The sequence below is a fragment of the Ktedonobacter sp. SOSP1-85 genome, from assembly GCF_016587415.1.
Taxonomy (GTDB): Bacteria; Chloroflexota; Ktedonobacteria; order Ktedonobacterales; family Ktedonobacteraceae; genus Ktedonobacter.
In genome coordinates this window covers 2,371,018-2,384,959 of sequence record NZ_BNJI01000001.1, presented here as the reverse complement: position 1 = coordinate 2,384,959, position 13,942 = coordinate 2,371,018, and the positions used below count along the sequence as shown (strand labels likewise).

General features: G+C 54.9%; 16 protein-coding genes and 1 pseudogene. 10 read left to right on the top strand and 7 right to left on the bottom strand.

Features of this window, described 5'->3' with window-relative positions; genetic code table 11:
- The first annotated feature begins 55 nt into the window (after positions 1-55).
- From KTE_RS09980 to KTE_RS09960, 5 genes and pseudogenes are all read left to right on the top strand, one after another.
- Positions 56-412 (top strand): NADH-quinone oxidoreductase subunit A, encoded by a 357-nt coding sequence (locus KTE_RS09980; protein WP_201380637.1) that lies wholly within the window; start codon positions 56-58, stop codon positions 410-412.
- The gene (locus KTE_RS09975) at positions 403-1,107 is read left to right on the top strand and encodes an NADH-quinone oxidoreductase subunit C (protein ID WP_201370860.1); all 705 of its coding nucleotides are present in this window, start codon (positions 403-405) and stop codon (positions 1,105-1,107) included. The genes KTE_RS09980 and KTE_RS09975 overlap by 10 nt, the downstream gene beginning before the upstream one ends.
- Before the next feature lie 182 nt (positions 1,108-1,289).
- Positions 1,290-1,691, top strand: a complete 402-nt coding sequence (locus tag KTE_RS09970; protein ID WP_201380635.1) for a hypothetical protein — start codon at positions 1,290-1,292, stop codon at positions 1,689-1,691.
- Between the two features lie 42 nt (positions 1,692-1,733).
- A pseudogene (locus KTE_RS49530) lies at positions 1,734-2,884 on the top strand (NADH-quinone oxidoreductase subunit D).
- A gap of 164 nt (positions 2,885-3,048) precedes the next feature.
- Positions 3,049-4,443, top strand: a complete 1,395-nt coding sequence (locus KTE_RS09960; RefSeq protein ID WP_201380633.1) for a complex I subunit 1 family protein — start codon at positions 3,049-3,051, stop codon at positions 4,441-4,443.
- 67 nt (positions 4,444-4,510) lie between these two features.
- Here KTE_RS09960 and KTE_RS09955 read toward each other — a convergent pair whose 3' ends face one another.
- The 3 genes from KTE_RS09955 to KTE_RS09945 are packed head-to-tail and all read right to left on the bottom strand — an operon-like array spanning position 4,511 to position 7,785.
- Positions 4,511-5,152, bottom strand: a complete 642-nt coding sequence (locus KTE_RS09955) for a hypothetical protein (protein ID WP_007907703.1) — start codon at positions 5,150-5,152, stop codon at positions 4,511-4,513.
- A gap of 11 nt (positions 5,153-5,163) precedes the next feature.
- Entirely contained in the window at positions 5,164-6,090 is a 927-nt protein-coding gene (gene murI, locus KTE_RS09950) for a glutamate racemase (protein WP_201380631.1), read from the bottom strand.
- Between the two features lie 24 nt (positions 6,091-6,114).
- Entirely contained in the window at positions 6,115-7,785 is a 1,671-nt protein-coding gene (locus KTE_RS09945) for a methylmalonyl-CoA mutase (protein ID WP_201380629.1), read from the bottom strand.
- A 24-nt stretch (positions 7,786-7,809) separates the two neighbouring features.
- Between KTE_RS09945 and KTE_RS09940 the strand changes: the two genes are divergently transcribed.
- Positions 7,810-7,950 (top strand): hypothetical protein, encoded by a 141-nt coding sequence (locus KTE_RS09940; RefSeq protein ID WP_201380627.1) that lies wholly within the window; start codon positions 7,810-7,812, stop codon positions 7,948-7,950.
- A 92-nt stretch (positions 7,951-8,042) separates the two neighbouring features.
- A complete protein-coding gene (locus KTE_RS09935; RefSeq protein WP_201380625.1) occupies positions 8,043-8,294 on the top strand; it encodes a hypothetical protein in 252 nt (83 codons plus the stop codon).
- A 92-nt stretch (positions 8,295-8,386) separates the two neighbouring features.
- Here the strand turns inward: KTE_RS09935 and KTE_RS09930 are convergent, their stop codons facing one another.
- The 3 genes from KTE_RS09930 to KTE_RS09920 form a co-directional block, all read right to left on the bottom strand.
- The gene (locus KTE_RS09930) at positions 8,387-8,965 is read right to left on the bottom strand and encodes a biotin/lipoyl-containing protein (RefSeq protein ID WP_201380623.1); all 579 of its coding nucleotides are present in this window, start codon (positions 8,963-8,965) and stop codon (positions 8,387-8,389) included.
- A 254-nt stretch (positions 8,966-9,219) separates the two neighbouring features.
- Entirely contained in the window at positions 9,220-9,480 is a 261-nt protein-coding gene (locus KTE_RS09925; protein ID WP_236600346.1) for a hypothetical protein, read from the bottom strand.
- A 166-nt stretch (positions 9,481-9,646) separates the two neighbouring features.
- Positions 9,647-10,297: a hypothetical protein gene (locus KTE_RS09920; protein ID WP_201380622.1), complete on the bottom strand. Its 651-nt coding sequence runs from the start codon at positions 10,295-10,297 to the stop codon at positions 9,647-9,649.
- A 313-nt stretch (positions 10,298-10,610) separates the two neighbouring features.
- Between KTE_RS09920 and KTE_RS09915 the strand changes: the two genes are divergently transcribed.
- From KTE_RS09915 to groL, 3 genes are all read left to right on the top strand, one after another.
- Positions 10,611-10,880 (top strand): hypothetical protein, encoded by a 270-nt coding sequence (locus KTE_RS09915; protein ID WP_201380621.1) that lies wholly within the window; start codon positions 10,611-10,613, stop codon positions 10,878-10,880.
- Positions 10,881-10,909: 29 nt separating this feature from the next.
- Positions 10,910-11,200 carry a co-chaperone GroES gene (groES, locus tag KTE_RS09910; RefSeq protein ID WP_201370871.1) on the top strand — a complete coding sequence of 97 codons (291 nt, stop codon included), beginning with the start codon at positions 10,910-10,912 and terminating at the stop codon, positions 11,198-11,200.
- A gap of 89 nt (positions 11,201-11,289) precedes the next feature.
- Complete coding sequence (groL, locus tag KTE_RS09905; protein WP_201380620.1) at positions 11,290-12,915, top strand: chaperonin GroEL; 1,626 nt, start codon at positions 11,290-11,292, stop codon at positions 12,913-12,915.
- A 72-nt stretch (positions 12,916-12,987) separates the two neighbouring features.
- Here groL and KTE_RS09900 read toward each other — a convergent pair whose 3' ends face one another.
- Positions 12,988-13,929: a hypothetical protein gene (locus KTE_RS09900; protein ID WP_201380619.1), complete on the bottom strand. Its 942-nt coding sequence runs from the start codon at positions 13,927-13,929 to the stop codon at positions 12,988-12,990.
- Positions 13,930-13,942: the final 13 nt, after the last annotated feature.

The following is a 13,942-nucleotide window of genomic DNA, read 5'->3' as shown; positions in this document are numbered from 1 at the left end:
GCATCTTCTTGCCTCTGTCGATATTCGGCAGAGGCTTGTATTGGGAGGAACGCTTGTGTCTCTTGGGTACTTATACGCGGGTATTCTGTTAGTAGCCGGTTTTGTTTTTGTTATTCTTGCAACTACGGTCTCTAACATACTCTCACCCCATAAAAAAACAAAAGAAAAAGCCCAGACCTATGAGTCTGGTGAAAAGCCAATTGGCTCGGCCTGGGTACAATATCCACTTGGTTTCTACATCTTTGCCCTACTCTTTGTGGCCTTTGATGTGGATATTGTGTTTATCATTGCCTGGGCAGTCATCTTCAAGCAATTAAGTGTTTTTGGTTTTGTCGAGATTCTCTTCTTTATCTTAATACTCGCGCTTGGCCTGGTGTATGCCTGGCGTAAGGGAGTGACACGATGGATCTAGTACCACGTTCTACAAATATGCCTAGTGCGACAACGGGCTATCGTGACCAGAACGCTGCTCTGGCTCGCGACCTGGCTCCGCTCTCGCAGATCACAGGCAAGCCTGTCAATGCTACCACGCTCAAAGGGGATTTCCTGGGCCTGGTCGTTGATAAAGAGAACCTGGTGGCCGTCTGTCGCTTTGTGCGCGACCAGCTGGGATTTGATTTATTGGTGTGCGTCTCGGGTGCCGATATGCTTGATCACCTGGAGTCGGTCTATCACCTGCGCTCAACCACGCGCGCGCAGTTGCTACAGATCAAGGTACGTATCGAGCGCGAGAAGCCGGAAGTTGATAGCGTGGTCTCAGTCTATCCAACTGCTAACTGGTTGGAGCGCGAGACCTACGACATGTATGGCATTCGCTTCGCGGGCCATCCTGATCTCCGCCGTATGTTGCTGGATGATGACTTCGAAGGCTATCCCTTGCTGAAGGACTTCAAACAGGTGCCAATGACCGCAAAGCCTCGGGCGACCACGCAGATCGATCCAAATATGGCGGTCTCGGGCAAATTCCAGCAGCAGCACCTGGAGCGTGTGGTGCAGAAGAAACTGGGTCAGGGCCTGGAGGAGCGCCTCCATCCTGGTACCCCAACCTTCGGCCATGCTTTCCAGGATTATCAAGAGGCGGGCGAACAGCAGGCAGATACGGAATAAGTGCCTTATCGGAAACCTGAGCGCGGAGCGCTAGCCACAAGAGTGGCGCCGCGCCCCCGAATGGGGGTTGCATTCCGCATTAAAAGGCCACTTGGGAAGTTGAAAGCACGTCTGATAGAGAGCGTTTAACAGACACTTGTGGATCGCTTTCTTTCTATTGCAGAAGAACGTGAGTGTGGGCTATGCCAAAGGCCAGGACGCATCGTAGAGGCGCGGGACGCAGTCGTACTGAGAGCCAGAAACAGGGTCGTGAAACACAGGGCGTCGGCAAGGTCGCACCAGGCCAGGACAGGGAGGGGCGCGCGAACGGAAAGAGTCGCGCAGGGGAGGCAGGACAGACGTTGGGGCGTGCCGCACGCTCGGGGTCTTTGGCACGTTCTATGGGAGTGTCCCGGGCAAGAAGTGGTACACAGGGAGTGATGATGCCCATCCTCGTCGCTTGTGTTTGTTTTGGGACGGCGGTAGCACTAGCATTTTTCTCGGCGGACCCTAATCGCTACCTGTTTAGTGCTCTGGCGACACTCATGGGATGTATGTGGTCCTATATGTTCTGGGTCCGCCTGCGACGCCTGCAACGCAGATGAAACTATTGGCAGGCACTGAAACATACTAAACGAGGAAACCTCATGGCTACAAACCAAGAGATAAATATTCCGGTCGGCATCGTGAGCGAGGGTGGCGAACTAAAGTCTCAGGAGATGTTACTCAACCTGGGACCTCAGCATCCAAGTACACACGGCGTCTTGCGTCTGTTGCTCACGCTTGAGGGCGAGACGGTCGTCGATTGCACCCCGGTTATTGGTTATCTGCATCGCGGTATCGAAAAGATTCTGGAGAATCGCCCTATTATGGGCGGCATCCGTTATATGGACAACGCGGATTATCTCTCGCCTATGCTCAATGAGACCGCCTATGCCGGCGCTGTCGAGCAGCTGATGGGAATTGAGCTGCCACGCCGCGCGCAGTATATCCGCCTGATTACTAATGAGTTACAGCGTATCGCCAGCCACCTCGTGGCCGTGGGTACCTATCTGCTCGACCTGGGTGCGACCACTCCTGTCATCTGGGCCTTCCGTGATCGCGAAAGCATCCTCTCGCTCTTTGAGGCACTGGGGGTAGCCGCTTTAACGTGAACTATATGCGCGTGGGTGGTGTCCTGCACGATCTGCCCAAGGGCTGGCTCAAGGAGTGTGAGGCGTTTCTCGACCAGTTTGAGAAGAGTCATGCCGAACTGACGACCTTGATTACTGGCAATGAAATTTTTGAGGCTCGTACCCAGGGTGTCGGCTATATTGATCCACAGCAGGCCCTGGCCTATGGCCTGACCGGCCCGATGCTGCGCGCCAGTGGTATCAACTGGGATTTGCGTGTGAACCGTCCTTACATGGCGTATCGCGAGATCGCGGTAAATCCCCAGGTGCGCCAGGAAGGCGACTGCTACGCCCGCTATTGCGTGCGTATGGCCGAAATGCTTGAGAGCGTGCGCCTCTGCCGTGAAGCAATTGATAAGCTTCCGGGTGGCTCTATCAGCGCACGCACACCGATCGCGCTGCGTCCTCCACGCGGTGAGACCTACTTCGCGGTCGAGAGCAGCAAGGGTGAACTGGGTGTCTACTTTATCAGCGATGGTAGTGAGTATCCCTGGCGCGCGAAGCTACGTGGCCCTTCCTTTGTCAATCTGCAAATCGTGCCTGAGCTACTGCGTGGTCATAAAATGAGTGATACCATCGCGATCATGGGTAGCACCGATATTGTGCTGGGTGAGGTTGACCGCTAATGCCTCCTGGCATTCAGGTGGAATGGGCGCTTCAGGCGCCGTTCCTCGCTGAATGCTCCGGCTACCTACCTTCAATGGTTAGTAAACAAGGCGAAATGGCTGCTTCTGCGCCCGGTACCCGCCGGTAAGCAGAAGCGTGTTCGTTCGCGCTGGAGTCATCTACGATGTTTACAGTTCTTGCTGAAGATGGATTGTGGACACAACTGGTCAATGGCATTCTCTCATGGGATACCTTGCAGTTTGTGGTCGCCTTCCTCTCAATATTTGGTTTCGTGCTTACGAGCGCGACCATCCTGGTTTTGCTAGAGCGCAAGGTTATTGCCTGGGTGCAGGACCGTCTTGGCCCCTATCATACCGGTCCCTGGGGCCTTCTGCAGAGCGTCGCTGACGTGCTCAAGCTCCTGCTGAAAGAGGATGTCCACACCGCTGATAGCGACCTGCTCCTCTTCTGGCTGGCACCCGCCGTCTTCCTGGCGCCGGCCATTGCAACCTTCGCTGTGCTGCCCTTCTCGCCCTATATCGGGGTCCCAGGGACAGCCCTGGCGACTGGTGTCGTTTTCTACATCGCCATCAGTTCAATCGATGTTGTGGGCGTGGTCATGGCTGGCTGGAGCTCGAATAACAAGTATGCCTTGATCGGTGGCCTGCGTGCCGCCGCCCAGATGATCTCGTATGAGCTACCCCTGTTCCTCTCGCTCGTGGGCGTGATCATGCTTACCAGCGTGCTGGCGGGTCATCCTGGTTATCCTGGTGTGTCGGGTATTGGTACCGTCTCCCTGCGTGAAATTCAGAACTTCCAGAACATCTGGGCTAAGACCGGCAATCCAGTGCTGGACTTCCTCTTCGAAGGTTTCACGCCCTGGGCCTGGTTTATCCTGGTACAGCCTCTGATGATCCTCATCTACTACACCTGTGGCCTGGCTGAGACCAACCGCGCGCCCTTCGACTTGCCTGAGGCCGAGTCCGAGCTGGTCGCTGGCCATATGACCGAGTACAGTGGCATGCGCTGGGCGATGTTCTTCCTGGGTGAGTATGGCAATATGACCGTGGTATCAGCAGTAACGGCCTATATGTTCCTGGGTGGCTTTGCTGGCCCTGGTGTCTCCTACCTGGTTGGCTTAAACAATATCTGGTGGGGCCTGGCCGGTAACCTGCTGGGCCTGGTCTACCTGGTCCTCAAGGTCTACCTGCTCTGCTTCGTCTTCATCTGGATTCGCGCCACGCTGCCACGCCTGCGCGCCGACCAGTTGATGCAATTTAGCTGGCTGATCTTGATGCCGGTTACCCTGGCCAACATCATCGTCACCGGCGGTGTCTACCTGATTTTCGACGCGCTTCACCTCCCCATCGTGGCCTTCCTGGTGACGCTGGGTGTGATTAACTGGATATCGATCTATGGCTTTATCCAGCTGGTGCGTCGTGCGACGGTAGCTTCTACCCGCCGCGCCCAGGCTCCCGCGATCCGCGCGCAGCGTCGTGCGGCTGCCGTGGCTGGCTTGCAGTTGCGCGATGGCGTCCCCGCCCGTGCTCAGCTGACCGCTGGTGGTTCCGAGAAATAAATAGCAAGCACAAAAAATACCTGCTGGGAGCATTCCCAGCAGGTATTTTTTGTGCTTTTTGACGACGCTAGATACCATAGAGTGCCAGGGTGAGGGCGGCGATCCCGATAGTGACGAGCGAGCCCGCGATGACCTGTCCCGTCGTGTGGCGGTGCAGGACCACGCGCGACCAGCAGACCAGTGCCACCAGGGCATAGGCTGGCAGGACGACCTGGCCATAGAGGGCGGTCAGCAGGGTCACAGCCCCCGCTAGTGAGGAGGCGTGAATACTGATCTTCCAGCGGCCCCAGAGCGTGACCAACATCATGATGCAGCCAATAAAGAGCGTCATGAGAAGGGCGGTTTGCAGCGTATGAGGTCCGTGAATAAGTCCTAAGAGGGAGAAGACCGCGAGAACAGAGAGCAGACAGATGATAAAGGGGCCGACACGCTGTGAACGTTTGCTTACATCCATATCCGTAAATTTACCGAGCTTGACACCGATCAGGATATAGAGCATAGGACCCACGCTCACGAAGAAGAGCGTGAGCAGGGTATAGCCGATGGCCTGTAGCTGGTTACTGGTGCGGTAGAGCGCTACCAGGAGGATGGTTGGGATGGATACGACTGGTGGTGAGAGAATGGCTGAAATAGAATGTGCAATCCGCAGACGCAAGGTCCGAGGTGGCAGCCCGGCGGGGGAAACGCCGGTGCTGAGAGTATTTGACATGCTCCTGCCTTTCAAAATGAGGTCGTTGAGGATTCCGCGCTAACGGGATACCCGAGTACCTGGCTGGCAGTTGTGGTAAAGGGGTGTGCGCCTCCGCTACACCAGACTTGGAGCGATCCCTGCTCAGGTGAGGCCTGATCAATGGGATGTGCGATGCCAGCCTGCTCAAGAAGAAAACGAGTGCGACGAGCGATAGCAGCACCGCTATCGATAACTTGGACGTCCGGTCCTACGACTTGCTGAATAGCTTCACTCAGGGCGGGAAAATGGGTGCAGCCCAACACCAGGACATCAATGTCGTGCTGGAGCAGGGGATGCAGAGACTGGCGTAAGACCGCCTCAACCTCTGGTCCCTGTAGCTGTCCCTTTTCAACGAGTGTAACCAGTTCGGAGCAGCCCTGAGCATAGACTTCGACGCCAGTGGCGAAATCCTCGATAAGCTGTTGCAGGTATGCGGATTTGGCTGCTTGATTGGTTGCGGCCACGCCGATACGCCCCTTCCGGGTCAGGCTGGCCGCGGGCTTGACCGCGGGCACCACGCCAACAAAGGGCACGTCAGGGAACGAGAGGCGGAGCGCTTCAAGAGCGGCCTGTGAGGCTGTGTTACAGGCGACAACGATGAGTTTGACACCTCGCTCCAGCAAAAAACGACTGGCCTGCTTTGCCAGTTCGATGATCTCTGCTTCGCTCCGTACGCCATAGGGACAGTGTTTGGTGTCCCCATAATAGATAAAGTCTTCGTGCGGGAGAACCTTTCTCAGCTCGGTAAGAATGGTTAAGCCCCCAGCGCCCGAGTCATAGACGCCAATGGGAGCGTAGGGGCGATGTGTATCATCGCCCCTGCTCTCATGCCGGGCCAGGGGAGAGAGCGACTCGACTCCCTCTCCCAGCATCGTATGTACTTGTCCCTCATCAAAATTCGTGTTACGAACGTTCATGCTTTCCCTTGAAAAACCTCTTGTCTAAGCATCAAAACTGCGAAATTCATGCTGCTCACCAAAGATGTGGCGTAGCGTATCGCTGATCTCGCCCAGCGTCGCATAGGCCTCCACCGCCTCGATGATCAGCGGCATCAAGTTCTCGCTACCACGCGCCGCCGCTTCCAGCGCTTGCAGGCGCTGTTGAACCTGCTCGTTATCCCGGCGCGGGCGCAGGGCTGCGAGTTTGGTTGCCTGCCCACGCCCGATGGCCGGATCAACGCGTAGCAGTTCAGCTGGTGGCTCGTGCTGCTGGGTGAAGCGATTGACGCCAACCACAATCGCCTCGTCCTGTTCAAGTGCGAGCTGATAGGTATACGCGGCCTGCTCGATCTCGGACTGCATATAGCCCAGCTCAATCGCGCGTACGCTTCCACCCAATTCGTCAATTTTCTGGATGTAGGCCCAGGCCTGCTCTTCGAGCTGGGCCGTCAGGGACTCGACAAAGTAAGAGCCTGCCAGTGGGTCCACGACATCGGCGACCCCGGTCTCATAGCCCAGGATCTGTTGTGTGCGCAGGGCCAGGCGCGCCGAGTCCTCAGTGGGCAGTGAGAGGGCCTCGTCCTTGGAATTGGTATGTAGGGACTGGGTGCCTCCCAGCACGGCCGCCATGGCCTGGTATGCCGTGCGCACCACGTTATTATCAGGCTGCTGAGCCGTGAGCGTCGAGCCAGCCGTCTGCGTATGGAAGCGAAGCATAAGTGAGCGTGGGTCCTGGGCATGGAAGCGCTCACGCATAATATGCGCCCACATCTGACGTGCCGCGCGAAACTTGGCGATCTCCTCAAAGAAATTGTTATGGCAGTTAAAGAAGAAAGAGAGTTGTCCCGCGAACTTATCGACGTTGAGGCCGGCATCGAGAGCGGCCTGCACATAGCTAATCGCATTAGAGAGGGTAAAGGCGATCTCCTGCGCCGCCGTCGAGCCAGCCTCACGAATATGATAGCCACTAATACTAATCGTATTCCAACGCGGAATATTCTCGGCACAGTACTGGAAGATATCCGTAATGATCCGCATCGAGTGCTGGGGCGGATAAATATAGGTGCCGCGCGCGATATACTCTTTGAGCACATCGTTCTGGATGGTACCCGAGATCTTGCGCAGATCGGCTCCCTGCTTCTTCGCCACCGCGATATAGAGCGCGAGTAGGATGCTGGCCGTAGCGTTAATCGTCATGGAGGTGCTGATGCGTTCCAGGGGCAGACCAGCGAGCAGGGTCTCCATATCTTCCAGGCTGGAGATCGAGACACCTACCTTGCCAACCTCGCCCTCAGAGAGCGCGTGGTCCGCGTCATAGCCAATCTGGGTGGGGAGATCAAAGGCCACCGAGAGGCCAGTTGTACCCTGTGAGAGCAGGTAGTGATAGCGTTTATTTGACTCCTCGGCGGTTCCAAAGCCCGCGTACTGGCGCATGGTCCAGAGGCGTGAGCGGTACATGGTGGGCTGGACACCGCGTGTATAGGGGAACTCACCGGGGAAACCTATCCGTTCGTGTAAGTCGAGCGCTTGTACATCTTCTGTGGTATAGAGGGGTTGTACTGGTATGTGTGAACTGGTCTCAAAGCGGTCTTTGCGTTCCGCCGCTTTCTCCTGTGCTTTGCGCAGAGTGGTAGCGCGCCACTCCTCTGCACTCCGACTAACATGCTGCTGCATAGCAGTCCTCCTTATTGCATACCAATGGCATTATACCATATTGCCGAGCAGATGCCTCTGACGACAAAGGATGAGTCAAGGGATAATGGTGATGTCGAGGTGCGCGGGCATCCGCCCGCGCACCTCGACATCACCATCTTTGGTAGTTATTTGATAGCTATCTGATAGCTATTTGATAGTCTTTAGTCTTCGCATTTCGCCAATAGCTGTGTATACTAGTTTAGGATGTTCAGTCAGAAACGTTAGGGGCAAAGCAGATGGGTAGCGAGATAGCTCTCTTGAAAGAGCAGATCGAGCAAGAGTATGATGCGGTACATAGTGGTTTGCACGGCTTGGCAAGCGGGACCGCACGACATGTCTTTATTCATACGCGTATGCAAAACATTGAGCGCTATCATCGGCGCCTGCGTGCTCTTGTGGGGGAGAATGCCGCGGATGATGTGCTCTGTTGTGTCCATGATACAAGCCGTCTGCGCTGGGTGAGAAAATATCCTACTCAATCACCCTAACCCACCACTTTGACCACCATCAGTATTGATTAGCAGCGGGCCTCTCACCGGAGAGGTCCTGCTGGTCAATACCTTTTATACGCGCTAGCTCTCTAGCTCTCCTGCTCCCCAGCGATAATGATCAGCACTTCACCCTGGTCGACCGCCTGGCCCTTCTTGACACGCACCTCTTGAATGGTGCCGCTGATGGGGGCATTCAGGTCATTCTCCATTTTCATGGCTTCGAGAATCACCACCGTTTCACCCTCTTGAACCGTTGCGCCAGGCTCAATCGGGACCCCAACCACCAGGCCCGGCATAGGAGCCGCGACCGAGGCCATTCCGCTGGCCGCGCTTCCCTTGACCAGGCTTGAGAGCAGGCGCGTACGTTCATCTTCAACCTTGATCTCAAAGCGCTGGCCCGCGATATGAATTTCGTAGGTCTCACTATCTCTCTGATCGGCCCTGGTAATGCGGCGGGCGAATATATCATAGGAGCGGCCGGCGATGATCAGGCTAAAATGACCGCCAGATCCGCCTGAGGACTGGCTCTCGCTGGCCAGTGTTGCGACTTGGCGCCAGTCGATGGGGAAGGTCGTCTCTTCGAGTTGAATGCTCTGGCTGGCTCCATTGTCGCCAGTTGTGACCCGGTAGGTCTCTTTGCTTACTTGACTTGTAGCGATATACGTCATTGTACGTTTCTACCCCTGGCTTATATAGCAAATACACGAGCGTAACCAAGGACCTCTTCACAAGTGAGTTGGCACGCCCATAGATGGCTTCTGGTATTCGCGTGTGGTGTGTAAGCATCCTCACGTCCTGTTATTGTACCATATTCTGTTTCCAGGCTTCCCCTGGCTAAGAAGCGGATAGATGCTATAGGAGCCTTCAAGGGGTCTGATGGTGCCGGGATCGAAGGAAGATATACACGGGAGAGACGCACAGGCTATCTTTTTTTCGTGTGCGTGGTTAGTTCTAGTAAGGGAATGCCAGGCGCTAATGAGTAGGTATTATGGTTGGTCTGGTCACCAACGCTATTGCGCTGATTGTTACCCTTGTTGTTGAGCAGGTCGGGTAGCAAGGAATACGAGTTGTTATTGACCTGATAACCAATGGTGTTCCCCTGATTGTTGACCTGACTACCAGGAGCGTTGAGTTGCTTTCCAGTGACGACTCCCCACGGATAAATCCGGGGGCTTCTCAGCAAACCGAAGTTTCCTGAAGGCTCCGTCCGAGCCAATACGTGTTTGCTCTCTTGGATGGCAAGGCGGCTTTGAAGCTCTTAAAAGACCTCACCGAGAGGGCACAGGGACACTTGTACGCAAGTGCTTTTACGCAAGGGAACGATTTACCTTGCAACGCCCAAACACTTTTCAGTTGTGTCTGTACCAAAACACTTGTTCTAGTATAGTGTAAAAGGTGGATAGTGTCAAGAGAGGGATATCCCCAACCACCCTATCCGCCTTCAAAGGACTCGCTTCTATCCCTAGGGCTAAAGCCCAGGGTTTTACGCTCGGGTCGATAAAATTGCCTTGATTGTTGACCTGGTTCCCGCTATTGGAAGAATTGTCCTGGTTGTTGCCCAGGTTATAGCCCCTGTTACCACTGTTTCCCTGGTCGTAGCCATAATAGTATGCGTTATTACTATCAAAACCATTATCATTGTTGCTGCTGTATTGATTATTCTTCTGCGTATTGACCTGGTTCTCAATAAAGCTATCTTGATTGATCACCTGGTTTCCACTGTTGCTGCTATTATCCATGTTGTTGCCCGAGTTGTAGCCCCGGTTGCCATCATTTCCCTGGTTACTGCCCCAATAATAATAGTTGTTACTATTAATACCACCATCATTTCCACTGCTGTATTGATTATTCACCTGGTAACTTTTGGAGTGTGGAAATCTGGCAGGTGTGTACCTCGAAGAGGCGAACGCGGTTGCAGGCAGACCAGCCAGAAGGGGTATCGCGATTACCTGGCTTATAACAATGAGGCACAAGTTCTTTTTGCAGAGAGAAAGTATCATCGTGCGCTCCTGTCTAATTGTATCTAAATGGAAAATGTTGAAATCAGGGCTTATTGCTGCTCAATTCAAAACCCCGCCTCCACTAGTGTATCGCTTGCCAGAACTGGCTTATTCGTATGTGCTAGTACGAAGAGTTAAGGGAGTAGTGGTGGAAATAGAACGTGTTTACCTGATTATGATCAGATAGAAGCGGTTGAGCGCGAAGAATTTCTAACATTCCTCTAATATTTCTCCTATGTGCTTCTAACAGTTTGTATGGCATACTCGCTTGCAGAGAATTAGTAAAGAGTAGTTATGCTGAAAGAAGAGGATCATGTCAGCAGCGCGCGAAGAGCCACAGGGAGAGATGAGCAGAAGAACGCCTCATAACCGGGTGGTAAGACGTTGTGCCAATTGTGATATTGAGATCCTCTGGTCCCCATTTATCATGCACGGCGTGACATATTGTTGTCCCGGGTGTGCGGCGGGCGGGCCATGTAGCTGCGACTACTCACAGTATCCTTCGGTGAACATTGCCGGTGTCATCCATTATCAGAACGAGGGTGATATTTCTGATGAGGATGGACCCGTGCAAGAGGCATAAACGTTCTGTTTGTTATAAGGAGTTGTAAAGTGGCTAAGATTCGACCTGTTGGTGATCGCGTGGTTGTAAAGCCAGCGGCAAAAGAGGAAGTAACCAGAAGCGGCATCGTTATTCCTGACACGGCCAAAGAGAAGCCCCAGGAAGGGACTGTCATCGCTGTCGGTAGCGGTCGCTTGCTTGATAATGGTGAGCGCGCGACCATCGATATCAAAGAGGGTGATCGTGTTCTGTTCGCCAAGTATGGCGGCACCGAGTTCAAGCTGGAAGGTGAAGAGTACCTCGTTCTTAAAGAGAGCGACATTCTCGCCATCGTTGGTTAACGACAAGCCCCCGATTGGGAGAAATGTTGGTGCTTTAAGCACCCAATCTTACCCAGTTGCGAGATAGAAAAGGATACAGGATTAGACATATGGCAAAACAAGTAGTATTTAATGATGAGGCGCGTCGTGCCTTGAAGCGCGGTATTGATACCCTGGCCAGCGCTGTTAAGACGACCCTTGGCCCTAAGGGCCGTAACGTTGCCCTGGACAAGAAATTTGGTGCTCCTTCCGTCACGCATGATGGCGTGACCGTTGCTAAGGAGATCGAGCTGGAAGATCCCTGGGAGAATATGGGCGCGCAGCTGCTCAAAGAGGCCGCGACCAGGACCAATGATATCGCGGGTGATGGCACCACCACCGCCACCGTTCTGGCTCAGGCTATCGTGACCGAGGGCCTGAAGAACCTGGCCGCGGGTGCCAATCCTATGCAGCTCAAATACGGTATCGATAAGGGGACCGAGGCCATTGTCGCCTACCTGCGTCAGCTGGCGATTCCCGTTGAGGGCAAGAAGGAGATCGCTCAGATCGCTTCGATCTCGGCTGCCGATGAGCAGATTGGTGAGCTGATCGCCGACGTGATGGACAAGGTCGGTAAAGACGGCGTTATCACGGTCGAGGAGTCTCGCGGTATCAACTTCGAGACCGAGTATGTCGAAGGTATGCAGTTCGACAAAGGCTACATCTCTCCCTACTTTGTGACCAACACCGAGAAGATGGAGACCTCCCTTGAGAACCCCTATATCCTGATTACCGACAAGAAGATCAGCGCGGTCCAGGATATTCTCCCCGTGATCGAGAAGATTGTCCAGCAGGGGCGCCGCGAGATCGTCATTATCGCGGAAGATGTCGATGGTGAGGCTCTGCCTACCCTGGTCGTCAATAAATTGCGCGGTATCCTCAATATTCTAGCTGTCAAAGCCCCTGGCTTTGGTGATCGCCGTAAAGAGATGCTTCGCGATATCGCCACCCTGACCGGTGGACAGGTAATCAGCGAGGAGATGGGTCGTCGCCTGGATAGCGCAGATCTCTCTGACCTGGGTACAGCCCGCCTGGTGACCTCCAGTAAGGATGCCACCACTATCATTGAAGGCCATGGTGATGTCTCCGAGATTCAGGGCCGCATCCAACAGATCAAGGCCCAGATTGCAGAGACCACCAGCGACTATGACCGCGAGAAGCTCCAGGAGCGCCTGGCCAAGCTCTCTGGTGGCGTTGCCGTCATTAAGGTCGGCGCTGGCACCGAGGTCGAGCTGAAGTATCGCCAGACCCGCGTGGAGGACGCGCTCTCCGCGACCCGCGCCGGTGTGGAAGAGGGTATCGTCCCTGGCGGCGGTGTGGCCCTGGTGAACGCTGTCGAGGCTCTGAACAACCTCAACCTTGAGGGTGATGCCGCGACCGGCGCCTCCATCCTGCGCCGTGCGCTCGAAGAGCCCCTGCGTCAGCTGGCCGTCAACGGCGGTAAAGACGGCTCCGTCGTGGTCGAGGGTGTGCGCCGTGCTCAAAAGGAGCAGAACAGCAACCATATTGGCTACAACGTTCTGAGCGATACCTACGTCGATATGGTCGAGGCCGGTATCATCGATCCTGCTAAGGTGACGCGCTCTGCCCTACAGAACGCGACCAGCATCGCGGCGATGATCCTGACCACCGAGGCCCTGGTCACCGATATTCCTGAGAAGGAAAAAGCGGCCGCTCCCGCTATGCCCGAGTACTAGTCGTTCGTGTAGCGACAGACAGAAGCGCGGCAGCCCAGTACTGGGCTGCCGCGCTTTGCTTTGTGCTGTGTCTCATGAGAGGAAATGCATTGAGTCGAGCATGTGCTGAAGGTATTTCGTCAATGCTTCTTGATAGATATCCTGGGGCGTGTACATCTGGATATTGTAGTAGGTCTGCTTATAGCGCACGGTAAGTGAGTTCACATGAACGACGTTACCGCTGGTAAGTGTGACCAGTCCTTCTTTCTGTTGCCAGACCTGGTTGGCGATCTGCGGTTGAGCCGTGAGCGTCTGGGTAGGTTGGACCTGAGCCACGCTCTGGTTGCTGCTCAGGGCGCTCAGGACCTCTTGATTTAAGTCATCGGGACCGCGAAGCGTTCTAGTGGTTTTCTCACTGTAGTGCACGACGGCAAACTGAACGCCCTGATCTTGTGACGAGAGCGTGACTGTGGTTCGGACATCGCTTTTATCGGGCGCGTTGGCCGTCCAGCCCGTGGGATATTGAAAGGAGAGGTTGAGGTCTGGATCACTCTCTAGCATATAGGCTGTTGTAGTAGGGTGTGGTGTGCTCTGGTCGGCTGTTAGCTGAGGCACTGGCGTGGTCGTATGTGTATCTGAGGCGACTATGTCGAGCGCACGTGTCGTGTGGAGCGGCATGGGCCGAGCATGCTCTCCTCCCAGGCGTAGAAGGCCATAGGTGATGCCCGCTCCCACAAGTGGTGGGAGCAGTAGCAGCAGTCCCAGGAGGAGAACGCTGGGCAGCGCTCTCTCTGCACGGACATGCCTTTTTCTGCCTGGTGTGAGTGGTACCACGCGTGTCGCGGGTGCATTCACCAGTGTCAAGCTGGCGGGAATGGTTGTAGGCCACGCAGGGGTGCCCATGGGGAGATAGGAATAGGTCTGTGTGGATCGAGGGGAGGTGGATATGACTTCGGCATTCGCGCCGCAGACGCTACACCTCCCATTTCCACCCCTCGCCTCCGCCTGATCGGCTGCGCAATGCGTACATTTCATAGAGTTTTTTCCT